Origin of the sequence: Embleya sp. NPDC020630, from assembly GCF_044334985.1 — a bacterium.
In the GTDB taxonomy this organism is placed as follows: domain Bacteria; phylum Actinomycetota; class Actinomycetes; order Streptomycetales; family Streptomycetaceae; genus Embleya.
In genome coordinates this window covers 106,990-133,178 of record NZ_JBIRUB010000004.1, presented here as the reverse complement: position 1 = coordinate 133,178, position 26,189 = coordinate 106,990, and the positions used below count along the sequence as shown (strand labels likewise).

The 26,189-nt window shown below is 71.4% G+C and carries 48 protein-coding genes; 44 read left to right on the top strand and 4 right to left on the bottom strand.

Translation table 11 applies throughout. From position 1 onward, the window contains the following. The first annotated feature begins 25 nt into the window (after positions 1-25). Positions 26-1,264, top strand: coding sequence for a cytochrome P450 (locus ACH4XV_RS16475; RefSeq protein WP_395790317.1), 1,239 nt, complete (start codon positions 26-28; stop codon positions 1,262-1,264). A gap of 143 nt (positions 1,265-1,407) precedes the next feature. On the opposite strand, the gene ACH4XV_RS16470 is transcribed toward ACH4XV_RS16475, so the two are convergent. Both ACH4XV_RS16470 and ACH4XV_RS16465 read right to left on the bottom strand, forming a co-directional pair. Beyond that, positions 1,408-2,601 carry a tyrosine-type recombinase/integrase gene (locus ACH4XV_RS16470; RefSeq protein WP_395790315.1) on the bottom strand — a complete coding sequence of 398 codons (1,194 nt, stop codon included), beginning with the start codon at positions 2,599-2,601 and terminating at the stop codon, positions 1,408-1,410. 555 nt (positions 2,602-3,156) lie between these two features. Then, on the bottom strand, positions 3,157-3,633 hold the full coding sequence (locus tag ACH4XV_RS16465) for a hypothetical protein (RefSeq protein ID WP_395790313.1): 477 nt from the start codon (positions 3,631-3,633) through the stop codon (positions 3,157-3,159). A gap of 175 nt (positions 3,634-3,808) precedes the next feature. Between ACH4XV_RS16465 and ACH4XV_RS16460 the strand changes: the two genes are divergently transcribed. The 22 genes from ACH4XV_RS16460 (at position 3,809) to ACH4XV_RS16355 (ending at position 14,439) form a co-directional block, all read left to right on the top strand. Then, on the top strand, positions 3,809-4,126 hold the full coding sequence (locus ACH4XV_RS16460; protein ID WP_395791091.1) for a helix-turn-helix domain-containing protein: 318 nt from the start codon (positions 3,809-3,811) through the stop codon (positions 4,124-4,126). Beyond that, a complete protein-coding gene (locus ACH4XV_RS16455) occupies positions 4,077-4,385 on the top strand; it encodes a hypothetical protein (protein ID WP_395790311.1) in 309 nt (102 codons plus the stop codon). Before ACH4XV_RS16460 ends, ACH4XV_RS16455 begins: the two co-directional genes overlap by 50 nt. Positions 4,386-4,444: 59 nt before the next feature. Next, positions 4,445-5,305, top strand: a complete 861-nt coding sequence (locus ACH4XV_RS16450) for a DNA replication protein DnaD (protein ID WP_395790309.1) — start codon at positions 4,445-4,447, stop codon at positions 5,303-5,305. Between the two features lie 20 nt (positions 5,306-5,325). Then, positions 5,326-5,580 carry a hypothetical protein gene (locus ACH4XV_RS16445; protein ID WP_395790307.1) on the top strand — a complete coding sequence of 85 codons (255 nt, stop codon included), beginning with the start codon at positions 5,326-5,328 and terminating at the stop codon, positions 5,578-5,580. 87 nt (positions 5,581-5,667) lie between these two features. Next, positions 5,668-6,213 (top strand): hypothetical protein, encoded by a 546-nt coding sequence (locus ACH4XV_RS16440; RefSeq protein ID WP_395790305.1) that lies wholly within the window; start codon positions 5,668-5,670, stop codon positions 6,211-6,213. Beyond that, entirely contained in the window at positions 6,210-6,779 is a 570-nt protein-coding gene (locus ACH4XV_RS16435) for a hypothetical protein (RefSeq protein WP_395790303.1), read from the top strand. The genes ACH4XV_RS16440 and ACH4XV_RS16435 overlap by 4 nt, the downstream gene beginning before the upstream one ends. Beyond that, positions 6,776-7,018 carry a hypothetical protein gene (locus tag ACH4XV_RS16430; RefSeq protein ID WP_395790301.1) on the top strand — a complete coding sequence of 81 codons (243 nt, stop codon included), beginning with the start codon at positions 6,776-6,778 and terminating at the stop codon, positions 7,016-7,018. Before ACH4XV_RS16435 ends, ACH4XV_RS16430 begins: the two co-directional genes overlap by 4 nt. Beyond that, on the top strand, positions 7,015-7,785 hold the full coding sequence (locus ACH4XV_RS16425) for a hypothetical protein (RefSeq protein WP_395790299.1): 771 nt from the start codon (positions 7,015-7,017) through the stop codon (positions 7,783-7,785). The genes ACH4XV_RS16430 and ACH4XV_RS16425 overlap by 4 nt, the downstream gene beginning before the upstream one ends. Then, on the top strand, positions 7,782-8,375 hold the full coding sequence (locus tag ACH4XV_RS16420; protein WP_395790297.1) for a hypothetical protein: 594 nt from the start codon (positions 7,782-7,784) through the stop codon (positions 8,373-8,375). The genes ACH4XV_RS16425 and ACH4XV_RS16420 overlap by 4 nt, the downstream gene beginning before the upstream one ends. Beyond that, positions 8,372-8,740 (top strand): hypothetical protein, encoded by a 369-nt coding sequence (locus ACH4XV_RS16415; protein ID WP_395790295.1) that lies wholly within the window; start codon positions 8,372-8,374, stop codon positions 8,738-8,740. The genes ACH4XV_RS16420 and ACH4XV_RS16415 overlap by 4 nt, the downstream gene beginning before the upstream one ends. Then, positions 8,737-8,904 carry a hypothetical protein gene (locus ACH4XV_RS16410; RefSeq protein WP_395790293.1) on the top strand — a complete coding sequence of 56 codons (168 nt, stop codon included), beginning with the start codon at positions 8,737-8,739 and terminating at the stop codon, positions 8,902-8,904. Before ACH4XV_RS16415 ends, ACH4XV_RS16410 begins: the two co-directional genes overlap by 4 nt. After that, positions 8,901-9,920 carry a YqaJ viral recombinase family protein gene (locus tag ACH4XV_RS16405; RefSeq protein WP_395790291.1) on the top strand — a complete coding sequence of 340 codons (1,020 nt, stop codon included), beginning with the start codon at positions 8,901-8,903 and terminating at the stop codon, positions 9,918-9,920. Before ACH4XV_RS16410 ends, ACH4XV_RS16405 begins: the two co-directional genes overlap by 4 nt. Next, positions 9,917-10,672, top strand: coding sequence for an ERF family protein (locus tag ACH4XV_RS16400; protein ID WP_395790289.1), 756 nt, complete (start codon positions 9,917-9,919; stop codon positions 10,670-10,672). Before ACH4XV_RS16405 ends, ACH4XV_RS16400 begins: the two co-directional genes overlap by 4 nt. Continuing rightward, on the top strand, positions 10,669-10,896 hold the full coding sequence (locus tag ACH4XV_RS16395; RefSeq protein ID WP_395790287.1) for a hypothetical protein: 228 nt from the start codon (positions 10,669-10,671) through the stop codon (positions 10,894-10,896). The genes ACH4XV_RS16400 and ACH4XV_RS16395 overlap by 4 nt, the downstream gene beginning before the upstream one ends. Further along, on the top strand, positions 10,893-11,036 hold the full coding sequence (locus ACH4XV_RS16390) for a hypothetical protein (RefSeq protein ID WP_395790285.1): 144 nt from the start codon (positions 10,893-10,895) through the stop codon (positions 11,034-11,036). The genes ACH4XV_RS16395 and ACH4XV_RS16390 overlap by 4 nt, the downstream gene beginning before the upstream one ends. Beyond that, the gene (locus tag ACH4XV_RS16385) at positions 11,033-11,347 is read left to right on the top strand and encodes a hypothetical protein (RefSeq protein WP_395790283.1); all 315 of its coding nucleotides are present in this window, start codon (positions 11,033-11,035) and stop codon (positions 11,345-11,347) included. Before ACH4XV_RS16390 ends, ACH4XV_RS16385 begins: the two co-directional genes overlap by 4 nt. Further along, positions 11,344-11,895 carry a hypothetical protein gene (locus tag ACH4XV_RS16380; RefSeq protein WP_395790281.1) on the top strand — a complete coding sequence of 184 codons (552 nt, stop codon included), beginning with the start codon at positions 11,344-11,346 and terminating at the stop codon, positions 11,893-11,895. Before ACH4XV_RS16385 ends, ACH4XV_RS16380 begins: the two co-directional genes overlap by 4 nt. Next, positions 11,892-12,176 carry a hypothetical protein gene (locus tag ACH4XV_RS16375; protein ID WP_395790279.1) on the top strand — a complete coding sequence of 95 codons (285 nt, stop codon included), beginning with the start codon at positions 11,892-11,894 and terminating at the stop codon, positions 12,174-12,176. The genes ACH4XV_RS16380 and ACH4XV_RS16375 overlap by 4 nt, the downstream gene beginning before the upstream one ends. Next, entirely contained in the window at positions 12,173-13,087 is a 915-nt protein-coding gene (locus ACH4XV_RS16370; RefSeq protein ID WP_395790277.1) for a hypothetical protein, read from the top strand. The genes ACH4XV_RS16375 and ACH4XV_RS16370 overlap by 4 nt, the downstream gene beginning before the upstream one ends. Then, the gene (locus ACH4XV_RS16365; RefSeq protein ID WP_395790275.1) at positions 13,084-13,398 is read left to right on the top strand and encodes a hypothetical protein; all 315 of its coding nucleotides are present in this window, start codon (positions 13,084-13,086) and stop codon (positions 13,396-13,398) included. The genes ACH4XV_RS16370 and ACH4XV_RS16365 overlap by 4 nt, the downstream gene beginning before the upstream one ends. After that, complete coding sequence (locus tag ACH4XV_RS16360; RefSeq protein ID WP_395790273.1) at positions 13,395-13,874, top strand: WhiB family transcriptional regulator; 480 nt, start codon at positions 13,395-13,397, stop codon at positions 13,872-13,874. Before ACH4XV_RS16365 ends, ACH4XV_RS16360 begins: the two co-directional genes overlap by 4 nt. A 64-nt stretch (positions 13,875-13,938) precedes the next feature. Beyond that, positions 13,939-14,439: a hypothetical protein gene (locus tag ACH4XV_RS16355; RefSeq protein ID WP_395790271.1), complete on the top strand. Its 501-nt coding sequence runs from the start codon at positions 13,939-13,941 to the stop codon at positions 14,437-14,439. A 100-nt stretch (positions 14,440-14,539) separates the two neighbouring features. On the opposite strand, the gene ACH4XV_RS16350 is transcribed toward ACH4XV_RS16355, so the two are convergent. Then, positions 14,540-14,734: a hypothetical protein gene (locus ACH4XV_RS16350; RefSeq protein ID WP_395790269.1), complete on the bottom strand. Its 195-nt coding sequence runs from the start codon at positions 14,732-14,734 to the stop codon at positions 14,540-14,542. A gap of 180 nt (positions 14,735-14,914) precedes the next feature. Between ACH4XV_RS16350 and ACH4XV_RS16345 the strand changes: the two genes are divergently transcribed. The 17 genes from ACH4XV_RS16345 to ACH4XV_RS16265 all read left to right on the top strand — a co-directional run bounded on the left by ACH4XV_RS16345 (position 14,915) and on the right by ACH4XV_RS16265 (position 23,734). Next, positions 14,915-15,814, top strand: a complete 900-nt coding sequence (locus ACH4XV_RS16345; RefSeq protein ID WP_395790267.1) for a helix-turn-helix domain-containing protein — start codon at positions 14,915-14,917, stop codon at positions 15,812-15,814. Then, positions 15,811-17,181 carry a replicative DNA helicase gene (locus ACH4XV_RS16340; protein WP_395790265.1) on the top strand — a complete coding sequence of 457 codons (1,371 nt, stop codon included), beginning with the start codon at positions 15,811-15,813 and terminating at the stop codon, positions 17,179-17,181. The genes ACH4XV_RS16345 and ACH4XV_RS16340 overlap by 4 nt, the downstream gene beginning before the upstream one ends. After that, positions 17,178-17,486 carry a hypothetical protein gene (locus tag ACH4XV_RS16335; RefSeq protein WP_395790263.1) on the top strand — a complete coding sequence of 103 codons (309 nt, stop codon included), beginning with the start codon at positions 17,178-17,180 and terminating at the stop codon, positions 17,484-17,486. The genes ACH4XV_RS16340 and ACH4XV_RS16335 overlap by 4 nt, the downstream gene beginning before the upstream one ends. Further along, complete coding sequence (locus ACH4XV_RS16330; RefSeq protein WP_395790261.1) at positions 17,483-17,815, top strand: hypothetical protein; 333 nt, start codon at positions 17,483-17,485, stop codon at positions 17,813-17,815. Before ACH4XV_RS16335 ends, ACH4XV_RS16330 begins: the two co-directional genes overlap by 4 nt. Then, positions 17,812-18,156 (top strand): hypothetical protein, encoded by a 345-nt coding sequence (locus ACH4XV_RS16325; RefSeq protein WP_395790259.1) that lies wholly within the window; start codon positions 17,812-17,814, stop codon positions 18,154-18,156. The genes ACH4XV_RS16330 and ACH4XV_RS16325 overlap by 4 nt, the downstream gene beginning before the upstream one ends. Further along, positions 18,153-18,950: a hypothetical protein gene (locus ACH4XV_RS16320; RefSeq protein WP_395790257.1), complete on the top strand. Its 798-nt coding sequence runs from the start codon at positions 18,153-18,155 to the stop codon at positions 18,948-18,950. The genes ACH4XV_RS16325 and ACH4XV_RS16320 overlap by 4 nt, the downstream gene beginning before the upstream one ends. Positions 18,951-19,021: 71 nt before the next feature. Next, positions 19,022-19,399, top strand: coding sequence for a DUF4031 domain-containing protein (locus ACH4XV_RS16315; protein WP_395790255.1), 378 nt, complete (start codon positions 19,022-19,024; stop codon positions 19,397-19,399). Positions 19,400-19,511: 112 nt separating this feature from the next. Continuing rightward, the gene (locus ACH4XV_RS16310; protein WP_395790253.1) at positions 19,512-19,727 is read left to right on the top strand and encodes a hypothetical protein; all 216 of its coding nucleotides are present in this window, start codon (positions 19,512-19,514) and stop codon (positions 19,725-19,727) included. A gap of 79 nt (positions 19,728-19,806) precedes the next feature. Continuing rightward, a complete protein-coding gene (locus ACH4XV_RS16305; protein ID WP_395790251.1) occupies positions 19,807-20,556 on the top strand; it encodes a DNA-methyltransferase in 750 nt (249 codons plus the stop codon). 51 nt (positions 20,557-20,607) lie between these two features. Further along, a complete protein-coding gene (locus tag ACH4XV_RS16300) occupies positions 20,608-20,811 on the top strand; it encodes a hypothetical protein (RefSeq protein ID WP_395790249.1) in 204 nt (67 codons plus the stop codon). Next, positions 20,808-21,134, top strand: coding sequence for a helix-turn-helix domain-containing protein (locus ACH4XV_RS16295; protein ID WP_395790247.1), 327 nt, complete (start codon positions 20,808-20,810; stop codon positions 21,132-21,134). Before ACH4XV_RS16300 ends, ACH4XV_RS16295 begins: the two co-directional genes overlap by 4 nt. Then, positions 21,131-21,409, top strand: a complete 279-nt coding sequence (locus ACH4XV_RS16290) for a hypothetical protein (RefSeq protein ID WP_395790245.1) — start codon at positions 21,131-21,133, stop codon at positions 21,407-21,409. The genes ACH4XV_RS16295 and ACH4XV_RS16290 overlap by 4 nt, the downstream gene beginning before the upstream one ends. Beyond that, entirely contained in the window at positions 21,406-21,678 is a 273-nt protein-coding gene (locus ACH4XV_RS16285; RefSeq protein ID WP_395790243.1) for a hypothetical protein, read from the top strand. Before ACH4XV_RS16290 ends, ACH4XV_RS16285 begins: the two co-directional genes overlap by 4 nt. Next, positions 21,675-22,337: a hypothetical protein gene (locus tag ACH4XV_RS16280; protein ID WP_395790241.1), complete on the top strand. Its 663-nt coding sequence runs from the start codon at positions 21,675-21,677 to the stop codon at positions 22,335-22,337. Before ACH4XV_RS16285 ends, ACH4XV_RS16280 begins: the two co-directional genes overlap by 4 nt. Next, positions 22,334-22,555 (top strand): hypothetical protein, encoded by a 222-nt coding sequence (locus ACH4XV_RS16275; RefSeq protein WP_395790239.1) that lies wholly within the window; start codon positions 22,334-22,336, stop codon positions 22,553-22,555. Before ACH4XV_RS16280 ends, ACH4XV_RS16275 begins: the two co-directional genes overlap by 4 nt. A 158-nt stretch (positions 22,556-22,713) precedes the next feature. Beyond that, positions 22,714-23,028, top strand: coding sequence for a hypothetical protein (locus ACH4XV_RS16270; RefSeq protein ID WP_395790237.1), 315 nt, complete (start codon positions 22,714-22,716; stop codon positions 23,026-23,028). A gap of 85 nt (positions 23,029-23,113) precedes the next feature. After that, a complete protein-coding gene (locus tag ACH4XV_RS16265; protein WP_395790235.1) occupies positions 23,114-23,734 on the top strand; it encodes a hypothetical protein in 621 nt (206 codons plus the stop codon). Between the two features lie 3 nt (positions 23,735-23,737). Here ACH4XV_RS16265 and ACH4XV_RS16260 read toward each other — a convergent pair whose 3' ends face one another. Further along, positions 23,738-24,016, bottom strand: coding sequence for a hypothetical protein (locus tag ACH4XV_RS16260; protein ID WP_395790233.1), 279 nt, complete (start codon positions 24,014-24,016; stop codon positions 23,738-23,740). Positions 24,017-24,107: 91 nt separating this feature from the next. Between ACH4XV_RS16260 and ACH4XV_RS16255 the strand changes: the two genes are divergently transcribed. The 4 genes from ACH4XV_RS16255 to ACH4XV_RS16240 all read left to right on the top strand — a co-directional run bounded on the left by ACH4XV_RS16255 (position 24,108) and on the right by ACH4XV_RS16240 (position 26,174). Then, entirely contained in the window at positions 24,108-24,305 is a 198-nt protein-coding gene (locus ACH4XV_RS16255; RefSeq protein ID WP_395790231.1) for a hypothetical protein, read from the top strand. Positions 24,306-24,436: 131 nt separating this feature from the next. After that, the gene (locus tag ACH4XV_RS16250) at positions 24,437-24,829 is read left to right on the top strand and encodes a hypothetical protein (protein ID WP_395790229.1); all 393 of its coding nucleotides are present in this window, start codon (positions 24,437-24,439) and stop codon (positions 24,827-24,829) included. Between the two features lie 41 nt (positions 24,830-24,870). Beyond that, a complete protein-coding gene (locus ACH4XV_RS16245) occupies positions 24,871-25,179 on the top strand; it encodes a hypothetical protein (protein WP_395790227.1) in 309 nt (102 codons plus the stop codon). A 122-nt stretch (positions 25,180-25,301) separates the two neighbouring features. Beyond that, a complete protein-coding gene (locus tag ACH4XV_RS16240) occupies positions 25,302-26,174 on the top strand; it encodes a DUF2637 domain-containing protein (RefSeq protein WP_395790225.1) in 873 nt (290 codons plus the stop codon). Positions 26,175-26,189: the final 15 nt, after the last annotated feature.

Below are 26,189 nucleotides of genomic sequence, written 5' to 3'. Positions count from 1 at the left end.
ACCCTCCGGCAACGGGAGTTCCACCATGACGTGTCCGGTCCTCGACCACGGCTTCGACCCCACCGACCCCGACCTGTACACCACGCGCATCCCGCTCGACGAGTTCGCGATGCTGCGCAAGACGTCCCCGGTGGTGTGGGTCCCGCAGACGCCCGAGGTGTCCAACTTCGGCGACGACGGCTACTGGCTGGTCACCCGGCACGCGGACGTCAAGGAGGTCTCCACCAAGCCGGAGATCTACTCGACGAACAAGAACACCGCGATCATCCGCTTCGCCGAGGGCATGGACATGTCCAACATCGACGCGCAGAAGCTCATCATGATCAACATAGACCCGCCGGAGCACACCCGGCTGCGCAGCATCGTCCAGCGCGGCTTCACGCCCCGGGCGATCAACGCCCTCCAGGCCGCACTGACCGAACGCGCCGCGCAGATCGTGGCGGACGCCAAGGCCAAGGGCTCGGGCGACTTCGTCACCGAGGTCGCCTGCGAACTGCCCCTACAGGCGATCGCGGAACTGATCGGCGTACCGCAGGAGGACCGCCGGAAGATCTTCGAGTGGTCGAACAAGATGCTCGGCTACGACGACCCCGAGTACGCGGAGTCGCAGGAGGCGGGCGCGCAGGCCGCCGCCGAGCTGATGCTGTACTCGATGGGCATGGCCGAGGAGCGCAAGGCGTGCCCGGCGCAGGACATTGTCACCCGGCTCATCACCGCCGAGTCCGACGGCAGCCTGTCCTCCGACGAATTCGGCTTCTTCGTCCTGCTGTTGGCCGTGGCCGGCAACGAGACCACGCGCAACGCGATCACGCACGGGATGCTGGCGTTCTTCGACAACCCCGACCAGTGGGAGCTGTACAAGGCGGAGCGCCCGGAGACCACGGCGGACGAGATCGTGCGCTACTCCTCGCCGGTGATGTCCTTCCAGCGCACCGCCACCCAGGACACCGTGCTCGGCGGCCAGGAGATCAAGGCGGGCCAGCGGGTCGGCATCTTCTACAGCTCGGCCAACTTCGACGCGGACGTGTTCGAGAACCCGACGAAGTTCGACATCACCCGCAGCCCCAACCCGCACCTGGGCTTCGGCGGCGGCGGCCCGCACTTCTGCCTCGGCGCCTCGCTCGCGCGCATGGAGATCAACCTGATGTTCAACGCCATCGCCGACGCGATGCCCGACATCACCAAGGCCGCCGACGCGCGGCGCCTCCGCCACGCCTGGATCAACGGCATCAAGGAACTCCAGGTCCACTACACGACCAAGTAGCCGGGGAGGTCTCGGCTCAGGTCCGTGGGATACACCCTCTGACCTGGCCGAACGTGACAGGCGCCGCCCGCTCCCGGGAGCAGCGGGCGGCGCCTTTGCATGTCCGGTGCAGGCGGCTGGGGCACGGTTGGGGCACGGCCCGGTCAGCCCACGCTGCGTGATGCCTCGCGCGCCGAGGTCGCCCCCTCGTACCAGCCTTGGAGGGCTTCGGCGATCGCCCGCTCCATCGACGGGGTCGCGTGTCGGTACGTCCCTTTGACCGTCCGCGTCTCGTGCCCCAGACGCTCCTCGATCGCGACATCCGGATGCCCAGCTTCGTCCAGCCAGACCGCATGGCCGTGACGCAGGCCGTGGGGGACCATGCCCTCCAGGCCCGTGACGCCAGGCAGGGCGGGCAGCGCACGGTGCCCGCGTGATGCCGGCCGTGCCGGACGCCCCCGCGTGGCGGGATGCCAGAAGCTGTCGTAGAAGCTGCCGCCGGTCAAGAGTTGCCCGCCCTCGGGTGCGGTGAAGACGAACCGGGACTTGTGCGTGGCCAGCAGCGCGGAGAGGCGATCAGCGAGGAATGGCGGCAGCACGATGCGCCGGCCCGAGTCGTACTTGGGGATCGGGAGCGCCCGCTCGCCGCCTTGATACTGAAATTGACGCGCCACGGTGAGAGAGCGCTCGTACTCCTTGCCCAGGAGGTTGCAGTCCGTTCGCAGGAGTCCGTACAGCTCGCCGAGGCGCATGCCGGTGTAGGCGAGGGTGAGGATGATCATCTCGCCCATCTCTCCCCGCAGCACCTGCCCCCGTTGTGCGAGTTCGGCGACCTGGTTCGGCGTCGCGAAGATCGTCTTGGCCTTCTCTTTCGGCTTGACCTTGCCGCGGCGGGACTTCTTCTCGACCGGGTTGTAGGTGATGTACTTGTCGACCACCGCGTCGTCCAGCATCATGCGCAACTGCATGACCACGTTCGCGATGTAGTTCGTCGAATAGCCCTTTCGGCGCAGGGACTTCACCCAAGAGCGCACCTCGAGGGTCGTGATGGTGCCGATGGCGACGCCGCCCCAGCGAGGGAGGATGACGGCGTTTAGCCGGCTCCGATAGGAGACCTCCGACGTGCTTGCGACGTCGTGCGCGTCGATCCATTCCTTCGCGTAGTCGCGGAACGGGATCTCACCGCGGCGAGGGTTGTGGTACACACCGCGGCGGATGTCGGTCTCTTGGTCGAGGCCGTAGTCGTAGGCTTCGTCTTCGGTCTCGAAGCCGCTTGCCGAGTCGCGCTCGCCGTCGTTGTTGATGAATCGCACGCGCCACGGCCTGGGGCCGTCGCCGCGCTTCTCCGTACTGGGCATGGGGATTCGCCCTTCACTCGCTCACCTGGGCCGCGGGTGACGGCGGCCGGGGGGTGCCGGCGCTCGTCGAGACCCGCGTGGGCCGTCACGGTCGGGCGGGGAACGCTCGCGGCCCGGGATGCCAGCGAGGTGCCCCGCGTTACCACTGTGGTGCGCTCAGTCGACGGGGCGAAGGCGAGACAGCGGGCAGTCCGAGTCGATGCAACTGTCGCACTTGATGCCTTGTCGCTCTGCCGAGGCGGTGACGACGTCAAGGACGGTGGGCTCGGTGAGCACGAGCACCGTCATGACACAGGTGGGCTCCCCCTTTACGACGCCGAACCAACTGCTGAAGTTTGGTCCGTAATCCACTAGGTCGTGCACGGCACGTGCGGCCATATGGAACCCTCCCCACACAGGGTTGAATCCCCAGGTTCGTTGATGGTGCCACGTGATCATGGGATGACCGAGCGCTGTTCGAATGATCCACGCGAGCCGCTTTGTAACGATTCCGCACAGCAAGCAATCGGTGATCAACTGTGCGCTCTGGGCAACCGTACGTGCAGGTAGGGGCGGTTACGAAACGTGGCGATGGCGCTCCGCGAGACGCCTCCTCAGCCCTTCCTCGACACGCCTTTCGATCTCCTGGACCTCTGCACCCGTCAACCCCGGAGCGGTCGTCATGGTCGCCTCACGCACGGACTCGCGTAGGTCATCGCCGATAACGGGGAGCCAATCCTCGGCACTGTCGTCGGCGTAGACAAGCTCCGGCTCCTCGCCGGCCGGCGGGGAGGGCGCATCGTCGGGCAAGGGCTTGGGTTCGCCGCCAGCGAGCACCGTCCTGCATGAGCCGGGCTCCCACCGAAGGCCCGCATCGATGCCGACGTAGCTCACGTCCCGGACCGGACGTCCTGCGGCCGCACGATTCCACGTCTTGATCCCCACGCTCGATAGACGCGCGGCCTCATTGGCGGATAGGCGCAGGTCCAAGCGGCGCTGGGTCATCAATTCACCCAGGCGCGCGCGCGCGGTTTCGTCAGCCGTGGCAGCCATGACTCGCAGTGTCTCAGGTCCGAGTAGGTCCACCTAGGTCCGGGGTCATTTCTGCTGCAAGTCGGCCGAATCTTTACCACGAGTGACGCAACGATTCCTCCACTGACCATGGCCCTTAGGTGGCTAGAGGCCATTAAAGTCCATGAGAGTCCATCAGTAGCTTCCATAAGTGGCCATGAGTGGCTATGGTCATTCCATGCACCCCCGCTTCACGGTGGACGGGCCCGCAGTACGGCAACTCCGCATGGCCAGAGGGCTGGAAATGGTCGATGTCGCCGCCCGAGTCGGCATCGACCGGGCCTACCTCAGCCGCGTGGAGTGCCACTCGCTTCGCATGACGGCGCGCACGTTCCTTGCGCTGTGCGGGGTCCTGAAGCCCGACAACCCGGCCGACCTCCTCCTCGCCGCCGACGGCAGGGAGGGCGCAACGAAGGGAGACGCACATGCCCGCCAAGCTCACGATCGACCCGGATCTCGAACTGGCCCGCACTGATTGGTTCGACGAACTCGGTCCGACGCTCACCGTGGTCGAGTTGGCTCGCCTCGAACGCATCAGCCCGAAGCTCGTCTACAAGCACCTGAAGCACAGCGGCTGGCCCTACACGAAGTACGGCCGCGAGTTCCGCTTTGACCGCGACCAGGTCCGCATGATCCGGCAGATGCAGAGCCGCCCGGCGGCAGAGCCGGCCGCCCCCGCGCCGCGTGCCCGCCGGTCCACCCCGCGCCGCACTCGCCGACCGGCCGCCGCCTGACGCACAACGGCCGGCCCCGAAGGACCGGCCGAGACCAACCCCTCTACCTAGGAGCGGTCTTGAGCACCATCATCCCCCAGTCGACCGGCACTTCGCCGTTCGACGCCATCCGCCAGGAGGACGAGCGCGGTGAGCACTGGGCCGCGCGCCGGCTCCAGCCGCTCATGGCGTACACGAACTGGCGCCAGTTCGAGGCCGTGATCGAGCGAGCGATGGCCGCCGCGGCGAACACCGGTGTCAGCGCACTTTTTGAGGCCAGCCTCAAGAAGTCCTCGGGTGGCCGGCCCGGCACGGACTACCGGCTGTGCCGCATGGCGGCGTACCTCATCGCAATGAACGGCGACCCGAAGAAGGCCGAGGTTGCCGCCGCCCAGACGTACTTCGCCATCCAGACCCGCGCCGCCGAACTCGCCGACATTCGCCCGATGGACGAGTTGGAGCTGGCCGAGCGCCAGGTGCAACTCATCCGGGAGAAGCGTGCGGCCGAGGCCCGCGCGGACCGCGCCGAGCAGACCGTGTCGGCCCTGGAGGGCGGCGACGGTTTGACGATCCGCTCGTTCCACAAGAAGTACTTCTCCGACGTGTCCGAGCGTGTCTTCTTCGGGCACCTGTACTCGCATCACCTGCTGCTGGACCAGCGCGGCAAGGGCTCCGAGCGCGAGGACGGCACGTGCCGTGACGGCTCGCAGCACCGGCACCCCTCGTACAAGGGGAAGCACTTCTTCTACCTGCACGGCGGCAAGGTCTTCGGCGGGAAGCGCCGGGAGACGGCGCGCGTGCGGCCGGGCCAGGTCGAGCTGGAGCTGAAGGCGCTGCTGATTGCGCAGGGCCTGCCCGCGAACAACAACGAGTGCGGGCCGCTGGCGATCGAGGGTCCCACGCAGACTGCGCTGAGCCTCGACGAGGCGGGTGCTGCGTGAGGCCCCGCGGCGAGTCGGAGATGAACGCGATCGGGATGTTGTCGACGCGGCAGATGTGCGTGCTGTTCGGCGTGTCCGCCGACGACTTCCAGGCCGAGTACGCCCGCCAGCACGGCGAGATCGAGGACGGCGTGAGCTTCGAATTCGTGGTGCCGCCTGCATGGGTGGCGAGCGGACGCGCGCGCCTGATCTCGACCGGCACCACCGTTCTGAGCGAGGCGCTGGCGATCCTCGCCGCGCTGGACGAGATTCGAAACCTCCCCGAAACCCCCTGAGCGCGGGTGCGGGCCACGCCCCTTCACGACGTGACCCGCTGCCCCACCACACCGAGATCCCTGAAGCACAGAGAGAGGTGGCAGGACGTGAGCAAGGTTATCGCCGGGGCCGTGTCCCTGGCCAAGCGCGCCACGTGCGCGGACATCGAGCGGGCGGTCGCGCTGCGGGATTCCCGGGCGCGGGCCGCGATCGTGGCGGCGTTGCGCGCGCAGCAGCCCCGCGTGGGCCGGTTCGTGTCGGTCGTGAGCCGGCGCCCGGTCGACGAGATCCGGCAGGTCGTCGTGATCGAGTGCCTGGAGATGCCCGCGGACGAGCGGTATGTCGTCGCCGAGGCGGCGCTGTTCGGGTTCGGCGCGGCCGACGAGGTTCCGCCTCGGGATGTGCGCCTGTTCCGGTACGACACGACGGACTGCCGGTGGCGCGCGCTGCTGCTGGCGGAGCGGTTCGAGCGCGAGCTGCGGGCGCCGCGGCTGGCGCCCACCTTGGAGGAGCGGGTCCGGGCGGTCGTGGCGCACGTCGTCGAGCAGGCAGTAGCGGTTCGGGACGAGGACTACTCGGACGTGTCCGCCTACGTGGACGAGGCCGCGGCCGAGCTGCTGGCGCTGGGCGTCGGATCGCAGGTGACGCGATGACGTTCACCTCGATGATCGACACCGCCGCGAACGTCATCGCCGGCGCCTTCCTTTCGAACGCTGGCCAGGACCCGTACCGCGAGGCCGCGGTGCTCTTGGCGGACCGGCAGATGCTGATCTCGCCGGAGCGGGCGGCGTCGCTGGCGGACATGGAGCGGATCGCCACCGTGGAGCTGCTGCGGCAGGAGCTGGTGGCGCTCGGCAAGGTCGCGGACGAGACGACCGACGGCCGGCAGCAGGCCGGGATGCGGCTGGCGGTGCGGTGGATGTCGGCGGCGATGGATCGGCTGCTGGTGTCGCCCGCCACGCCGATGCCGCCGGAGGTCGCGCGGATGATCCGCGAGGGCGGCGAACGGGCGGTCGCGGAGATCGCGGCCAAGGCACCGGCGGACGTCCCGGAGACGGTGTGGCCGGCGGGGGATCTGTCGGCGGCTCAGCTCGGCGGCACGGCGTGTGTCCGCTGCGGCGGGGCGCCTGTGGTGTCGATGCCGGCTGGGCGGGTGTCCGGGTTCGGCCAGGTGTTCGCGTGCGCTCCGGCGTGCCCGCCTGCGGGTGGTGCGTCGTGACCGATCTCTACGACCTGTCGGCGTGGACGCAGCCGGACTCCGAGCACCTGACCTCGCGCGACGGCCTGTGGTCGCTGACGCACCGCGTGGACGACGGCCGGCCGGGCTGGTACCTGGCCGGGCCGGACTGCCCGGCGGGCGAGTGGCTGGAGGAGTGGCCGCTGTGCGCGCGCCTCAAGGCCGACGAGCACATCGCCGCGTACCGCGCGGCCACCGACACGACCGGGGGGACCCGATGACGACCGAGGACATCGCCGAGCGCTTCAAGCGCGAGACGGCCGAGCACGAGATGACCGTCCTGCACGACGAGGGCCTGTACCGCCACTTGCGGTTCGCGAAGCCGGCGCCCGAGGGCTCCATGTTCTGGTGGGAGTTGGTGACCTGGCCGGGTTGCCTCGCAGTGCGGGGCGACATGGGCGGGGAGTGGATCTTCACCCGACTGCCGGACATGTTCCGCTTCTTCCGCTCCGACGGCGGCGAGATCAACCCCTGGTACTGGTCGCAGAAGACCGAACTCGGCCGCTCGGCGTGCGAGGTGTACGACGAGGCCGTGTTCCGGCAGGTCGTGACCGAGCACTTCGTCGACGCGGTTCGCTACGGCGACGCCCCGCGGGGGTTGGGCAAAGCGCTTCGCGCCGAGGTCTTGGACCAGGACTTGAGCAACGAGGACGAAGCCCGCGCGCTGTTGGAGGAGTTCGAGTTCGGGGCGATGTTCAAGGCCACGTGTCTGTGCGGTGAGTCGTCCGAGTTCGCCAAGGGATCGGACGCGCATCTGTGGCGTCACCGGCACATTCGCGCGGGCAACGCGACGCGTACACACGTTTCGTCGGTCGAGCGCGTGGAGGGCTTCCGGTTCTCGGATGTGTGGGAGTGGTCGTTCCGCGACTACGACCCGTCGTTCATCTGGGCGTGCCACGCGATCGTGCGCGGCATCCAGATGTACGACCTGCACCGCGCGATCCCGGCGCCTGCTGCGGTCGCGGCCGAGTCGGGCGGCGCCGCGTGACGCCGACGCCCGAGCAGTTCGACGCACTCGCCGACGCAATGAACGCGGCGCTGAACAACCACTACCACGACGACCAGTGCGCATGTGACGCGTGGCCCGCGGCATGCCTCTCGAAGCTCGGGCGCTACCGGCCCGGCGAGTGGGACACCGGCGCGTTCGCGATCGTCCTGCCGCTCGTGTGGGACGAGATCGCCCGGGTCGCCACCGAGCAGCGGGCCTCCCACGGTGGCTACTGCACCGTCGGCCTGTGCGGGTGGCGGCGGGTCCACGCCGAGCGGTACGAGCGCGTCGTCGACGGCGTGACGTGGGCGCTCGACGACCTCGACGACACCGAGATCGGCCCGGACGACCCCGGGGCCGGCTGGTACCTGTACGGGCCCGGGTCGTACGCCGAAGGCCGGTTCCTCGTGGCCTCCGACGCGGTTCCGACGGTGGGTGCCGACGCCGTGATCCGGACGCACACCTATCTCGCGTGCGATTGCTGCGGCCGGGTCGGCGAGGTCCGCGACGCGGCCGGTATCCGCCTGTGCGTGGGCAACACGACCGGGCTCGCCGGGCCGTGCCCGACGCCGAACGAGGTGGGCGCGTGAGCGACCTCGAACCCCTCGACGAGCCCGCGTTCTCCAACGGCGAGGAACTCGCCTGGTGGATCAACGCGAACTGCCGGGCGTGCGTCCACGACGAGCCCGCCCGGCGGGGTGACTACACCAACGGCTGCGGCCTGCTGGTCCTGGTCTACGCGGCGTTCACCCCGCTGGAGTTCCTCGCCGGCCCCGACCGCACCCCGGCTGACCGCTGGGTGTGTGTCGAGCGCCGGACGGAGGACGACGGCCCGGACCCGACGCCGCGGCCGGTCCCGGACCCGCCCGGCCAGGGCGTGCTGCTGCCGCGTGAGCCGTACACGGGCCACCGGGTGCTGACCGTACTGCCCGAGCACACCGGGGCCACCGCGTGACCGCCTCGACTGCCGCCGCTGCCCTGCCCCCCAGGGCGGCGGCGGCCCCCGAGCCCACCTGCCGCACGTGCCGCGGCACCGGCGTGTACCTCGCCGACCCGGCCTGGGACTGCCCGGCATGCCCCGGACCCCGCTACCCCGACGACGAGGGAGACGACGAGTGAGCCTCGTAGCCGACCGCTTGGTCACCCCGACCGGGCGCCTGATCCTGCCTCCCGACTCCGACCGCGACACCTGGCTCGCCGAGCGCCGGCTCGGCATCGGGTCGTCCGACGTGCCGGACGTCCTCGGCGTCGGCGACTTCGGCAGCCCCTTGCGGGTCTACCTGGACAAGGTCGACCAGCTCGCCGACGACGCGGGCGACCCGGCGTTCTGGGGCACCGTGCTGGAGGACCCGATCGCCCGCGAGTGGGCCCGCCGGAGCCGGTCCGTCGTCGAACCGATCGGCATCGTCGAGCACCACGAACACCCGCACCACCGGGCCACGCTCGACCGACGCATCACCGAGTGCCCCCTGCCGGAGACCCGCCGCCAGGTATGCGCCCTGGAGGTCAAGACCCGCAGCGCGTTCAAGGCGGCGCGCTGGCACGACGGCGCCCCGGACGACGTTCTCGCGCAGGTGCTGTGGCAGATGCACGTCACCGGCTACGACCACATGCACTACGCGGTCCTGATCGGCGGCAACGACTACCGGCAGGGCGTGATCCGCGCGGACGACCACCGGCAGGTGACCGCCGACATCGTCACCGCGGTCGACCTGTTCTGGACGCGGCACGTCGAGGCCCGAGTCCCGCCGCCGCACTCGGGCGACCCGGACCGCACCGTCGACCTGTACCGCCGCCTGCACCCGAGCCGCTCCGGGGTGATCAACCTCGACCGCGACCCGGACGCGTTGGGCGCGCTGCACGACTACGAGACCGCGCGGCTGGAGGAGAAGGCCGCCGCCAAGCGCAAGGCCGCCGCGCAGGCCGAACTGCTGCGGCTCCTCGGGCCGCACCGCACCGCCGCCCTCGGCGGCGATCGGGCCTGGTCGATGGAGCCGACCAAGCGCGCGAACACCGACCTCGCCCGCCTCGCCGAGGAGTGGCCCGACGCCTACGCGGCGTGCGTCACCGACAAGCCCGGCGAGCGCATCGACATCGACGAGGCATACCGCCTCAAGCCCAGGAAGGGGGCGTGACCGTGGGTCTCGCCGAGAACGCCGCCGCCCTCGCGGGCCGCGCACCCGACCCGGTCGAGGACGTCGACCACACGCACGACTACACCGAACCCGACCTCGACCACCTGGACCTGGCCGCCGATCCCGAGAAGATCGACGTGATCACCGCCTGGCTGCGGCTGATGGGCGACGTCCGGGTCATCAAGAAGAACCAGCAGTTCAAGGGCGGCAACACGAAGTTCATGTTCCGCGGCGTCGACGCGGTGCTGAACGCCTATGGCCCGATCTGCCGGGCCCACGGTGTCGTGATCATGCCGATCTGCACCACCGCCGAGTACCGGGACATCCCGACCAGCAGTGGCGGCAAGATGCGCGAGTGCACCGCGACGGTGACCTTCCGCATTTACGGGCCGGCCGGCGACCACTTCGATGCCCAGACCATGGGCGAGGCGACCGACAGCGGCAGCCGGTCCACTCCTAAGGCCCAGTCCGTCGCGCTGCGGACGCTGATGCTCAACGGCGGGATGGTCCCCACCGAGGACCGGGACGCGGACGCCGACGACTTCGAGCGCGGCGAAGCACCGGCACGCACCGCCGAGTCCTACCGCGACGAGATGCTCGACCCGAAGACCACTCCCGCCCGGCTACAGACGATGTACGGGGAGATGGAGCGGCTCAGGATTCTGCGGGTGCTGGTCGTGAACGAGACCGGCGACAAGGAACTCCTGGTCGACATCGGCAACCGCCTCTACTACGAGCGCGGTGGCAAGTGATCACCTCCGCCGCCTCCCTGCGTTCCCTGCTCGGCCGGGTCATCCCGGCCGGGCGGGGCCCCCGCACCCCGGCCCGCGTCGAGCACGGCGCCCACGTCGTCACCCGCATCCCGCCCCGACCCCACCGCGCGCCGGGCCATGCCCTCGACGACGAGGACTGGTACGTCGCGCCTGGGTCCCTGTGGGAGCCCGTGCCGACCGGACGCCACCGGAGGACGCCGTGACCTGGCCCTGGTGGATCGCCGCCGGCGTCGGCGCCCTGGTCCTGCTCCTGTACGCGGGCATCGCCTACGCCCTCTGGTACGCCCGCCGCGAATCCCTCGCCGACTACCGGGCCCACATCGCCCGACGGAGGACCCGATGACCCAGCCCGACATCAACACCCCCGAGGGCATGCGCGAGCAGCTCCTCCGCCAAGTCGTCGCGACCGGCGCGCTGACCGCCGACATGCCCACCGGCCCCGAGTACTTCGGCCGGACCGCCGCACTGTGCAACGCCTACATGGCCGCCCGCCTGCTGGACGCGCTCATGATCGCCGCCCCGGACGTCGCCGCCGCCGTGTGCACCGACATCGCCGCCGAGCTGGACGCAGGCGCCCTGCCCGTGTACGCCGCAAACCGCGCCACCGGGCTGGGCCACGACCCGCAGCAGTGGATCACGGAGGCGACCCGATGATCCGCCTGATCACCACCGGCCGCCTCGCCGACCTGACCGGCGACCTCGACCGCGAAGCCACCCTCAACAACGACCTCCTCGCGGACTTGGAGGAGGTCACCAAGGAGCGCGACGCCCACGCGGCCGAGAGCCGGCAGCGCGGATGCGACGCCGCCAAGTGGGCCGGACTGTACGAGCAGACCATCGCCGAGCGCGACCAGGCCCGGGCGATCGCCGTCGACCTGGAGCAGGAGCTCGCCGAAGCGCAAGCCAGCCTCGCCGGCGAGGACTACATGGCCGCCATGATTCGGGAGGTCCGGGACCAGCGCGACCGCATGGCCGCCCTCGCCGACACCATGCAGGCCGCCGCCGAAGCGGCCGACATCCCGGTCGTGGCCGGCCTCGACCCCGACGACTGCCGGGCCGCCGTCCGCGCGGTGCTCGCCGACATCGCCGCGCGGAAGAAGGTCGCGGCGGACCTGCGCGCCCTCGCCGAGTCCGACCCCGAAGCCGCATGCCGCGCCGGTGAGGCGATGGCCGACTGGGCAGCACGACCGGAGGCACTGTGACCACCCGAACCGTCGGCCAGATCCGGTCCGACATCGCCATCCGCGCCGCAGGCATGTCCCGGGCCGCACTCCAGTACGAAACCCAGGCCGCCGACCAGGACACAGCCGAAGCCCTCGACGTGGTCAAGGCCGCGGCCAGGCGCCGCAAAGCACGCAAGCACGGCCGATCGACCCTCGCCGACCTGGACATCGCACGCGCCTACATCGACGCCGCGATCATCGCGGGCGAGTGGCGGCACGCCGCCGAACAGCGCGACGCGGGACGGAGGGCCGCGGCGTGACCACACCGACCCTGCGGCTGCTCTCCCTCGGCGCCGGCGTGCAGTCCACCACGCTGCTGCTCCTCGCCGCCGACGGAGCCATCCCCACCTACGACTACGCGATTTTCGCCGACACCGGCTGGGAGCCCCGCGCCGTCTACGACCACCTCGACGCCCTGGAGCGGTACGTCGCCGAACCCGCCCGCATCCCGATCCTGCGCGTCACCTCCGGCAACCTGCGCGCCGACGCCCTCGACCCGGACCCCGGCCGTCGCTTCGCCGCCATGCCCGTCTACATCCTCTACCCCGACGGCACCCGCGGCATGGGCCAGCGCCAGTGCACCAACCAGTACAAGTTGCGGATCATCAAGCGCACCGCCCGCGGGCTCCTCGGCTACCCGGGCCGCGCGGCCATCCCCGCCGACGTCCACGCCACCCAGGACATCGGGATCAGCCGCGACGAAATCGGCCGCGCCAAAGACAGCGGACTCCGCTACCTCGTCAGCAAGTTCCCCCTCCTCGACCTGCCCGGCTCGGCCGACGGACGCACCGGCTGGACCCGTTCCGACTGCTCCCGCTACCTCCGCGCCCACGGCTGGGCATCCACCCCGCGGTCGGCCTGCATCGGTTGCCCCCTGCACGGCAACCGGACCTGGCGGCAGATGCGGGACGAACGCCCCGACGAATGGGCCGACGCCGTCGCGTTCGACCACGCGCTACGGGCGACACCGCGGCCGTCCGGGATCCGCGAGTACCTGCACCGCTCGTGCGTCCCGCTCGACGAGGCACCCATCGACCGGGTCACCAGGCACGAGTGGTCCGGCCGCCAGGTCGACGTGTTCGACGCCGTCGCCGACCAGCTCGTCGAAGACGGCGACCCCGACGGCTGCTCCCCCTGGGGCTGCCGCAGCGGAACGGCGGTGGCCTCGTGATCCGCTACAGCATCACCGAGGTCAGCGATCTCACCGCCGGCACGGTCACCTACGCCGTGCGCCGCGGCCACAGGATCGCGCTCACGACGGTCGTCTCGGGCAGCGCTCGCGCCCTCCACGACACCTGGCCGCTCCGCCGCGACATCGCCGCCCACGCCGGAGTCGACCCCGACCGGGTCGAGCCCGACTGGGACCACGATCCGCACCGCCGACGGCTCCGACGGTTCGCGCCCCACACCTGGCACGTCCGCACCGACATCGACCAAATCCCCGGCCAGACCGATCTGACAACGAGCGGTGATGAAGGGTGACCACCAAGACCTGCACCAAGTGCAAGCGGGCCCTGCCCCCCGACCACTTCAACCGCAACTCCAGCCGGCGTGATGGCCTTCGCAGCTCCTGCCGGGTCTGCCAGCCCACCGACGGCCTCGGCCCGGCAAAGCCCAAGCCCGCGCCGAAGCCGCCCAAGAAGGGTGCGGGCGGGCGCGAGGTGCGGTTCGAGATCGCCCCCACCCACGAGTGGGTCCTCGCCGCGGCCTGCCGAGACATGGACCCCGACCTGTTCTGCGCCACCGGCCTCCCGGACCCCCGGGTCGTCGCTGCCTGTGCGCGGTGTCCCATCCGCGAGATGTGCCTCGAGGAAGAGCTGCGGCTCAATCCGACCTGCTCCAGCGAGCAGATCGGCTACCGCGGTGGGACCACGGCCGTGGAGCGCGGCCGGATCATCCGCAAGCGCAAGGCCGCAGCGAAGGCCGAGCGGGACGCCGCGAAGAGCACCGCCGCCTGACCGCGGGGTCCGGCGGCGGCACCAGCCCGCCGGACCCCGCACCAACCACCGACACGAGGCCGACATGCGCACCTGGGACGGAACCCACATGCAGCTCACCCACCTGATCGACAACATCGAAGCCGACGGCGTCACCCTCCTCGAACCCCACGAGCGCACCGTCCTGGCGATCTACACCGCCGCGGTCGACGACTACGCCAGCGTCTTCGACGTCATCGAGGCCGGCTACTTCCGCGAGGTCGAGGCCGAGCACGGCACCGAGATCGCCCGGGAGCACGCCCGAGGCCACTTCGCCACGCTCGACGCCTGGTACCAGGAACTCGACTCCCTGTACACGGACCTGGCAACCGGCCCCGGCCAGACGCACAGCGAGGCCGCCCGGCACATCCTCCAGCGGGAAGCCAACCGCTTCTTCCACGTCCTGAACCTGCTTCGCCGCGAGGTCTGCACCTGGCTGCTCGGCACCGCCGGGCCGCGGCCGGAGATCGACGCCGGAGTCCTGACGTTCTGCGACATCCCGCCGCGCATCCACCTCGACGGGACCGCGCTCGCCGAATCCGACTGACCCATCACACCCCCGGGGCGGGGCGTCCACACCCCGCCCCGGGAGCACCGCGGACATGACGAAGGCCCGACCGAAGCCGGGCGAGAGGAGGTGCGAAGTGTCAGGACTTGGGAGCGAGAAGCGCGACCCATTCGCGGGTGTACCCCGTGATGCGCGCCAGCTCGGACGGGCCCTTGCCCTCGGCGCGGGCTTCCCGCAGCAGGTCGCGCAGCTCGACGCGGGCCTTCTCGTAGGCCGTCTTCGCCCGGTCGTGGTCGCGGGCGGCCTTCTGGAGGCGGGCGGTCAGGTCGTCCATGGGTCACATAGTGCCATGTCGATTCGCGAACCGTCTACGCGAAGTGAATCATCCTCGCGAAGTCACTATGCGAAGTGTATTCTCACTCGTGAGGCCAGAGGCGAGGTCGAACTACCGCCCTAGACCTGCGGATTCGCCGCGCCTCATCCCTCCGACCGCACCATCGAAAGGCCCGCACCTGTGGATAAGCGCCTGGTTGAGGAAGTTCTCGACCACGCTCCGGCCGACCTCACCCCGGCCGAGCGGATGGTGTTGGTCGTCCTCGCCCGGTACGCCGACCTCAAGACCCGCGAGTGCTGGCCGCCACCGGACCTGATCGCCCGGCAGTCCGGCCTCAAGGCGGACAGCCTGCGCAAGACGTTCCAGCGGCTGGCCGCGCGCAACCTCGAGGTCCGGGTCGTGATCGACAAAGACCGCAACGGCCGCCCGGTGTTCGCTCACAAGGGCCGCAAGACGCTGTATCGATTGCCCCGGTTCGCCCCGGAACAAAGGCGGGACGAGATTCCCACCTTTGAAGGCCCAAAGGCGGGACCAGATTCCCGCCTTAGCGCTCAAAGGCGGGACGAGGTTCCCACCTTTGAGGCCCAAAGCCGGGACGACAGTCCCACCTTTGAGTCCGAATCGACCACAAATGCCGGGCCAAAGGCGGGAATCTCGTCCCGCCCTAACAAACAAGCAGGTAATGCAAGCAAGCAAGCGGCCGAGCGGCCGAGCCGCGACGCCTTCGCCGCCCTCGGCCCCCTCCAGGACCGCATGACCGCCGAAGGCATGACCGCCTCCTGGACCATGCGCGCCGAACAAGTCGGCGAACTCGTCGACCTGATCAACCGCGTCGGCGTCCCCGCCCTCGTCGAACACGCCCGCCGCTCCTGGCGCAAGGACAACCCCCCGACCTACATCACCGCCCTCATGCGCGGATGGTCCGGACTCCCCAGCGCCCCCGCGGCCACCGCACCCACCCACCGGTCGGACCCCGAACCCGACTGGTGCGGCGCCTGCGACAACCCCGGCTACCGCTTCGTCGAGACCGACGGCCGCTGGTACCGCTGCCCCGACTGCAACCCCGGAGCCCCCACATGACCGACACCCTCGACACACCCATCCTCGGCGCCCCCGGCTACACCCCCGACGACTCGGTCCTCGTCGCCGAAGACGCCGTCGCCGGCGCCGCCATCCACGGCCGCCACCTCGCCGAAGCCGCCGCCGAAACCCTCACCGAAGCCGACTTCCACCAGCCCTCCCGCGGCCTCGCCTTCGCCGCCGCCGTCCACCTCGCCGGCGCCGGAGCCTGGGTCGACATCACCTCCGTCGCCCGCCGCCTCGAACAGACCGGCGACATGGCCGCCTTCCGCGGCGACGTCACCAAACTCTTCGAACTCGGCCAGATGGGCGCCCTCAGCCCCGCCAGCGTCCGCTACCACGCCCAGACCGTCGCCGACGACGCCCGACGCCGCCGCCTCCACCAGGCATGCGCCCGCGGCGTACAGACCGCCGGCTCCCCCGGGTTCGACCCCGACACCGACATCGAGAAGGTCATCGCCGACGTCCAGGCCGTCGCCACCGGCAACACCGCCGGCCAGGCCCTGATGGTCGCCGACGACTTCGACGCCTACCTCGACACCCTCGAACAGCCCGACCTCAACCCCGTCATCCCCACCCCGTGGCCCGACGTCGACCGCGTCGTCAAACTCCGCGGCGGCCAGCTCGTCATCGTCGGAGCCCGCCCCGGCGGCGGGAAGTCCATCGTCGGCCTCAACCTCGCCGTCCACACCGCCGTCAAACGCGGCCGGCCCGCCGCCCTGTTCTCCATGGAGATGCCCCGCCGCCAGGTCATGGACCGCGCCCTCGCCGGCCTGGCCGGAGTCAGCCTCAACGCGTTCGAGGCCCGCGAGTTCGGCGACTGGGACTGGCCCAAACTCGCCAAGCACAGCCCCGCGCTGCGCAACGCCCCGCTCCTGATCGACGACACCGCGAACCTGTCCCTACCGCACATCCGCACCCGCCTGCGGTGGATGCACGGCCAGGGCCACCCCGCCGAAGTCGTCGTCATCGACTACCTCCAGCTCATGAAGGTCGACAGCCGCGCCGGCGAAAGCCGCGTCCAGCAACTCGGCGCGCTCTCCCGCGGATTGAAGCTCCTCGCGATCGAGTTCGGCATCCCCGTCGTTGCCCTGACCCAGCTCAACCGGGCCTCGGAACTGCGCACCGTCAAGATCCCGCAGCTATCCGACCTGCGCGAGTCCGGCTCGATCGAGAACGACGCCGACATCGTGATGCTCCTCCACCGCGAAGTCCCGCACCCCGACCAGCCGAAGGAGCCCGGCGACCGCGACTGGCTCGGCGAGGTCGACCTGATCGTCGCGAAGAACCGCCAGGGCCCCAACCAGATCACCGTGCCCCTGTCGTGGCAGGGCCACTACGCCCGCCTCGCCAACCTCGGGAAGTGACCGCAATGACCGTGCCCATGCCCGTCATCACCACCACCTACGTCCTCGACCTCACCCACGGCGCCCACCTCGACACCCTCGACAACCGCATCCCCGTCGGCGCTCACGTCATCGTCGTCCTCGACGACCGCGCCTGCTGCGACACCGGCCTCATCGACCGCATCGGCGCCGTCCTGTGGGACGCCGCCAGCATCAACATCCAGGCCCCCGCCCGACACATCCACCTCGTCGTCGGCCAAATCCGCCGCCGCATCGAAGGCGTCGTCGCCCTGGAGACCCGACTCCGCGAGCAGGGCGCCGCATGATCCCGCCCGCGGCCCTCTCCGCCATCGACACCGCAGGCGACACCTGGCTCGCCCACCCCGACGAAGGCCCCCTGTCCGCCGCAATCGCCGCCGCACTCGCCGACTACGACATCAAACCCGCCGCCCGACCCGGCCCCGGCCCCCGCGCCACCTGCCCCGAATGCGGACGCGACTGGGCCGTCACCATCGCCGGCCGCCTCCGCCGACACCGCAATGCGATGCGCCGGCCCTGCAACGGCGGCGGACGACCCGCCACGACCGGACGACCCGCCGACCCCACCACACGCCGCCCCGACCAGGGCCGACACCAGACGGAGACCCCGCGATGACCACCACCGAGCAGCCCGCCGACACCATTCGCCGCGCCGCCGCACACCTGCGCGCCCTCGCCGCCGCCGCCTCCACACCGCCCTGGACCGTGCGACCGCGCTGGGCCGACGACCCCGACGGATCGGCCACAGTGACCTCCGGCGACGGTGGCCCCCTCGTCCACGGCAACACCGGCACCCGCGGCAGGCCGCCGTTCCTGATCGGCGCGGACGCCCGGTACGTCACCGCCCTGGACCCGGCCGTCGGGCTCGCTCTCGCGGACCTGCTCGATGCGCAGGCCGACGCCGGCGACGTGCTGGTGGTCGGCCTCGCCCACCGCATCCTGGGCGAGGCGCCGTGACCGGCCAGCCGCTCGACCTCGACGCGATCCGGGCCGACCAGGCCAAGTTGCTCGCATGCCATGCCGAACGCCGCAGCCTCCTGCCGGTCGAGCGACGCCTCACCGACGTCCACGCGCCCGCGCTGCTGGACCTGACCGAGCGGCTGGAGGCCAAACTCGCCGACGCCGAGCGCCGCGTCGCCCTCGCCCAGCGCCTTGCCCGCCGCGACGACCACGACCTCGACATCGACCTGGAGGGCCTGGTCGGCGACGGCCTGTGCGGGGCGGCCGACTGGGACGGCGACGACCGGCCGCCGCAGTGGCTGGTCGACCGGGTTGTCGAGATCGTCCGGCCGCACCTGGCGCGGGCACTGGAGCACGCCGCCGGCTTGGTCGAGACGGTCGACGCGCTCCGTCGAGGCTCAGACCGGCTGGACGCCGAGGCCGAGCGGCTCTTCGTCGAGCGGAACGAAGCGCGGGCCGAGATCGAGCGGCTGCGGGCGGCCGGCGAGCCCGAGGCGTACCCAGCCCGCGACCGGTTCCGCGTCGAGGTCCACGAGGCGCTCGACGTCGACGTGCCTGACGGGGGCTGGTCGCCGGTCACCTCGCTGCGGCCGTCGCTCGCCGAGGCCGTGGAGCGGATGCAGGCCCGGCGGATGCGCTACCCGGAGATGCCGCCAATGCGGGTGGTTCGGGAGCGGGAGACGCGCACCGTCGCCGCCATGGAGGGCGACGACGCCTCACGTGCCCCTGAGGGCCCGCAGGACACCCGGGGCCTCAGTCATGGACCGGCGCTCGCCCCCGATCGCTCCTAGCCCCCGCCACGGCCCGCCGTGACGCCACGGCGGGCCACCGACCAGACACCAGCAACAGGAGACCCGGCGAAATGGCCGTCTACGTCGACGAGATCACCCACTACCCCAACGCCGCCCGCATCAAAGGCCTGCGACACACCCACTGGAGCCACCTCACCGCCGACACGCAGGAAGAACTCCACGAGTTCGCCGCCCGGTTGGGCCTCAAGCGGGCCTGGTACCAGGCCCACGAGTACCGCTGGCACTACGACGTCACCCCCAACGTCCGGTCCGCCGCCCTCCGCCTCGGCGCCGTCGAGATCGACCGCTACGGCCTCGCCGCCGTCGTCAACGCCCGCCGGGTCGAGCTGTACGGCCCGAGTGGCGGCACCTACGACGCGTGGATCGCCGCACGCCACCCGGCGAATAGGCGGCCGGACGAGCAGCTCGCGCTCGACGACCGGCCCTGAGAGCCCCGCAGCCCCCGCCGCGTCCATGGAGACGCCCGACGCCCGATAGGCGCGCAGGCGGGCGCACAGAGGCCCCCACGGGCCACACCAGACCCACCGACAGGAGACACCGATGAGCACCAGCTACAAGATCCCGGCCCTCACCCGAGACGAAGTCCCCGCCGCCCGAGACCAGCAGCGGCGCCCGACGGAGTGCGGGCAGTGCGCTGGCGGCACCCCCGTGGACCACTGGCCCTCGCCGGTCGCCTGCACCAGCAGCTACCGCCGCGACGACAACGGCGTCGAGCGGCTGTTCCGCGTGCACTGCACCTGCGACTACTGCTTCTGACCCGGCCTGAACGCGAGCGGCCCGCCCGGGACTCAGCCGGGCGGGCCACCCCGACCGTAACCACCACCAGGAGCCGGCCGTGCCCGACCCGTACTACGCCGACGAGCAAGTCAGCCTCTACCACGGCGACATGCGCGAGATCCTGCCGGAACTCGCCCTACAGGCCGACCTCATCGTCACCGACCCGCCCTACGGCGACACCAGCCACACCTGGGACCGGTGGCCCGACCATTGGCCCACCATCGCCGCGCAGGCCACCTCGTCGATGTGGTGCTTCGGATCGATGCGCATGTACCTCGACCGCGCCCGGGAGTTCGGCGCCTGGAAGCTCAGCCAGGACGTCATCTGGGAAAAGCACAACGCCTCGGGCCCCGACGCCGACCGCTTCCGGCGCATCCACGAACACGCCCTCCACTGGTACCGCGGACCCTGGCGCGACACCCACCACGACCCGCAACGCATCACCACCGGGGTCATCGAACGCGGCCGGATCATCAACAACGGCGCCAAGGCCATCGGACAACGCGGTACCTACAGCTCCAACGGCTGGACCGACAACGGCACCCGCCTCGCCGCGTCCGTCATCCGCGCCCGGTCCATGCACCGCAACGGCGGCATCCACCCCACCGAGAAGCCTGTCGGCATCCTCGACCCGCTCATCCGCTACGGATGCCCGACCGGCGGTCTGGTCCTCGATCCGTTCGCCGGGTCCGGCTCCACCCTCGACGCGTCCCGGCAGGCCGGCCGGCGCGCCATCGGCATCGAGGCCGACGAACGCTACTGCGAGGCCGCCGCCCGCCGGCTGTCCGCGCTCACCCTGCCCGCCTGACCCACCCGCCCGGCCGGGGCCACACGCCCCGGCCCCACCACCGGAGACCACATGCTCGCCGACCGCCGCACCCGCACCGTCGTCCACCACGAGTGGACGCTCCCGCACCCCGCCCACATTTCCGACGTCGCCATGACCCTCGACGTCGCCGAGACCACACGCCAGCGCGAACACCCCCGCGCCACCGACATCACCGTCACCGCCGCCGACGAACTCCTCGTCATCGGCTACCGCGTCGAGGAGCCGCAGCGATGACCGCGACCGCCTCCCGCGCCGTCGGCCTCAACACCCGCGCCCTCCGCAAGCAAGTCGGCTGGACCATGCAGGAACTTGCCGACCGCTGCACCGAACACGGCTTCGCACTCCACCGCGCCACCGTCAGCAAGATCGAACGCGGCATCAGCGACGGTGCCCCCGTCCATGTCAGCGCCGACCAACTCGCCGTCCTCGCGAAGGTCTTCGGCGTCACCGCCGACAGCCTCCTCGCCGCCCCCGAATGCCCCACGTGCACCGGCGCGCCGCCTGCCGGAATGACGTGCAACACCTGCGGCAGCCGCACACCGGAGCCGCAGCGATGACCGAGCCCACCGTCCGCCGCTTCCGCCGCCGCCCCATCGAGGTCCAGGCCGTCCAGGTCCAGGGCGACGACACCGGCGACCTCGCCCGCGCCATCGCCGCCTGGTGCCGCGGCTCCCTCTCCGGCACCTACCGGCAACCGAAGGTGCTGCTCGACGAAGGCGCCGCCCATGTCGGCGACTGGATCGTCCGCGAACCCGCCGCCTGGGGACACACCCACCGCATCGTCCGCGAACCCGACATGCGCGAACAGCACGAGGAGATCGACCCGACATGACCGAGCCCACCGCGCCCGCGCTCACCCTCGCCGAGATCCGCGCCCACCTCGACCAGCTTCTCGACAAAGCCCGCGTCGCGACCGAGCAGCCCGCCCCGCCCTGGGCCCTCGAACTCCTCATCGGCGTCATTCGCTACGAACACGAGCACGGCATGCCCGAGGACGGCTGGGGCTGCCTGCAAGACCCCCTCAACGCCGTCCCAGACGACGTCCGAACGCACGCTCTCCAGGTTTTCTACCACCGCGCCGAAGGAGGCGTGCAGGCATGACCGAGCCCACCGTCGAGCAGCTCGACAACCTCCTCGACCACGCCCACAAACGCCGCCTCGGACCGGCCGAAGTCGACCGCATCCGCAAGGGGATCGCCAGCCTGGCCGCCGAACGGGACCGCTGGCGGCGCGGATACGACCACCACTACCAGCGCGCCGAGCGAGCCGAGGAAGCCGACCAGCGCGTGCGGGACTACGCCACCGGCCTCAAGGACTGGAGCATCGACCACGGCCTGACCGCAGCCGGATGCGCCGACCGCATCCTCGCCGCACTCGACGCCCAGCCCAAGCCGGCGGCGGACACCGAGACCACCGGCGGGCGTCTGTCCGTCGCGGACCTGGCTGGCGGGGACCCGGCGCTCTCCCCAGACGCCAAGGCAGCCCGAGACGCAAAACAGGCGTTCGTCGAGCAGGCGATCCTCTCGCCCGACGGACCGGTCAACGCCCGGATCCACCACGAGCCCGATGAGCCCGCCCACCCCCACGTCGTTCCCGAGGCCGAAGCAGCCCGCCACGGCGTCCGGCAGGTGCTCCTCCGCGAGCCCGAGTGGCAGGCCCTGCTGATCGTGCTCGACATGCGCGGACTCGACGCGGTGCCCATGCAGTTCCGGCCGGACGACCTGCCCACCTACATCACGCAGCTGCGAGAGGCGACATGACCGAGACCCCGATCGACCCGTGCGTCCACTGCGGCCACCCCCGCACCGGCCACGGCACCCGATACGCCGCCATCCCCGGCCGGCACGAGTGGGCCGGGACCACACCACCCGGACCCCCGGCCGACCTGAGGCCGGACCAGACCGGCCCGAGAGCGAGCCTGGCCGACGTGCTCGACCCCATCACCGCGTGGCTCCGCCGCACGCTCGACCCCGCCTGACACGGCCGAGGGCCCGCGCTCGACCCGACCTCGGGAGCCGGGGAGCACGGGCCCCACACCGGCGAGGGGGGACGCGCCGGACCAGGGACGCTACGCCCGACCTGCACAAACCGCCACACCTTGATCCATTCGAGACCAGAGCGACACCAGGGAGCGACATGACCCACGACCCCCGCTACACCCCCCTCCCGGGCTGCACCCACTGCCCCGACGGACACACCCCGCCCGACCACGGCCAACCCTGGGGCGCCTGGGTCGGCCCCGAACGCGACGGCGACGGACAACCCACAACCATCCACGTCGCTCGATCCGCCGGCGCGCACGTCACCGAATCGGACGCCGAATGGATCCGCGCACGGCTCAACAGCGGGCGCACTCCCACGCCCCAGGCGCAACCGATGACACAGGCCGAGTGGGCGGAGGCACGAGCCGAGTACGAGCGGGGCTTCCCCTTCGGCCGCTCGGCTGGCTGAACCCCGACGCGGCGGCGGCCCCCGGTCACCCGGAGGCCGCACGGTCCACCACTCACCCCGGACCGTACCGCCCAGGGAGCCCGACATGCAGCACGACACCACCACCACCCCGGCCAACACCTGCCCCAGCCACCCGACCCGGCCCGGCGAGCCGATCTGGTGCAACGACTGCCGCAACGACCTCGCCGACACCCTCTGGCGGCTGCCCGCACTCCACGACCGCCTCCTCGCGGCGGCCGACGGACAGGCCACCCGAACCACCCTCACCCGCGGCGGCACCCGCATCGACCCGGCCAGCCCCAGCCCCGAGTTCGACCAGGCCGACGAGATGGACACCACCCTCGCCGAGTGGGCGGCGGCCTGGCTCGACCACCTCGGCAGCACCGAGGTCCGAGGCCGCACCACCGGGTGGGCCGCCCGAGTCCTCGGCGACACCCGCGGCGGGCGCGACGCCTGGGCCTGGCACGAGGCGGCCGACCTCGGGCGGGCCGTCCGCATCCTCGCCGGCCGAGCACGTCGGCTCCTCGGAGGCAGCGGCGACGTCGAGCACATCCCGCTCGGCACCCCATGCGGTAGCTGCGGCGGCCGCCTCCGGCGCGAGGACGGCACCGACCGGGTCACCTGCCGGGGCTGCCCGCGGACCATGACGTGGACCGAGTACCAGGGCTGGCTGGTCTGGCTGATCGGGCAGCGCCGGGCGGCGTGAGGGTCAGTCGGCGGCGGGCCTGGCGGCGGGCGTGCGGGTCTTGCCCTCGGCGATCTGCTGGGCCCGGGAGCGGCTGGTGCCGATGGCGGCGGCGACGTCGCCGTGGCTGTAGCCCCGGGCTCGGAGGTCGAGGACGGCGGCCTGGCGGAGGGCCCGGGCTCGGGCCTGGCCGTCGGCGAGGGCGGTCAAGAGCTCGCCGGCGGCGATGGCTCGGGCGGTCGGGTCGGCGACCTGCTCTACCTGGGCGAGGGCGGCGGCTACGGCGTCGGCGGGGATGGTCATGGATCCACTGTACATGGGGGGTTGCGTCTCGTACATGTGCCATGTACAGTCGTAGACGTCAGCAGGAAACACCAACACCGGGGAGCACACCATGGCCACCACCTACCAGACCATCGTCACCACCGAGATCGACGGCCAGCCGGTCACCATCCAGACCGTCGCCGTCACCGTCCCCGCCGCCAAGACCGCCGCCTGGGTCAAGGGCTGGGCCGAGAAGAAGGCCCGCATCGAGAACCGCGCCTACCGCGCCGCCGCCCTCGTCACCGAAGCCTGGATCATCCCGGCCTGACGCCGGCGGGCTCCCCGGCCCCGGACACGAGCCGGGACCGGGGAGCCCGCCGGATCGGCTTTAGTGATCACCGCGCTGCGCGACCACCGATCCGAGACACTGGGCACGACTACACACCACGGGAGACCCTCATGGGCGCCATCCAGGCACCGACCCCCGCCATGCAGGACTGGCACACGGAACTCCGCACCGCCTCCTGCTACATCACCACCGCCGCCCCCACCGCCATGACGCTCGACGGCGACCACCTCCGCATCGCCGCCGACCTGGCGCCCTCGCTCGTCGCGGCCCTCGACCAGGTCCTGACGCACCCGATGTACACCGGCGGCGACTGGGAGCCGGAGCCTTTCGCCCTGGCACCCCCTGCGGCACTGAGGGACGGCGACGACGTGCTGTTCGCCGGGTTCGGCGGGGCCTGGGCCCCGAACGAGTTGCGGGGTGACGCCGACACCCTCGTCCGCGACTGCTTCGAGATCGCATACGGCGACGTCGCGCCGCTGAGGGGCGCCCTCGCGCAGCTCTGACGTCGTTCCACGACCCGCCGCCCATCCAGGACACTGGCCCCATGCCGCCCGCCGACGACCGCCCCCGTGTCGAGGTCCGCATGCCCGACGACGCCGGAACCCTCACCGTCCCGCTCGTCCAACTCGAGCAACGCGCCGACGGCCGCTGGGCCGCCGTCGTCGGCCTCCCCAGGTACGTCGACCTCACCCGCCCCGGCGACACAGGCGGCAGCAGAATCGCCCCCTGGGAGGAACACATGCCGGTCCCGCCCGGCGACTACCGCCCCATCCCCGGCCAGGACTACCGCAACGTCAAGCGCGTCCCACGAAGCGGCACCGTCAGGCCGACGCAGCATCCAGGCCGTCACTGACGCGCTACGCTGACACCCGTCAGGCCGATACCAGCGGCCGACACCCCACAACTCAAGACGGGCCCAGGCGAAGGGATACCAGCCCCAGCCCGGGCCCTTGACCACAGGAGTCACTACCTCCCATGGCCCGACCGAACCGTACCGTGACGCCCGCCGTCACGATCACCGACACCCGCGACCCACTCGTGACGCTCGCCGTCGCCGCAGCCCTGGTCACCGTCGTCCTCACCGCCACCACCATGTGGCTCAGCTACGAACACCTCCACGACGTCGCCGCCGCCCACGGCCTCGGCCACTCCGTCGCCCGCTCCTGGGCCTGGCCCGCGACCGTCGACCTGTTCATCGTGCTCGGCGAAGTGCTGATCCTCAGAGCGTCACTCGCCCGACGCGGCACACCCCTGGCCGTCGCCCTCACCGTCGGCGGCGCCCTCGGGTCCATCGCCCTCAACGTTGCAGGCGTCGGCGGCCACGCCTCACCCATGGACTACACCGTCGCCGCCGTCCCGCCCATCGCCTCCCTCCTCGCGTTCGGCGCGCTCATGTGGCAGCTCCACGGCTGGATCGGCTCCCGCATGACGGGCGCCACCGCCCCCGCCGTCACCCCGCCGACAGGCCCGACGAGCATCGCCGTCACCCGGCCCGCAGAGGTCGCGCCGCCCAGGCCGACGCTCCCCCCGGCGCCCGCCCCCACCGGGCCCCGCATGCGGACCATCGGACACCCGACAGCCGCTCCGACGCCGCCCGTCAGCGCCCCGTCGGCCGAGCCCTGGCAGGAGCCCATCCCCGACGGCCTCGACCCGTCGGCGCGCGTCATCGCCACGCTCTACCGGGCCCTCCGGCGTGAACCCGTCACCAGCGAGATGATCGCCGCCCTTGCCTCCCACGGGCTCAAGCACGGGGACGGCACCGCCCGCACCGCCAGGCTCCGCGCCCGCGAAGGCGACCCGAGCCTCGCCCGGTACCCGCAGCGCCAGCAGCAGCTCACCGCCGTCTGACCCCACCGTCACTAA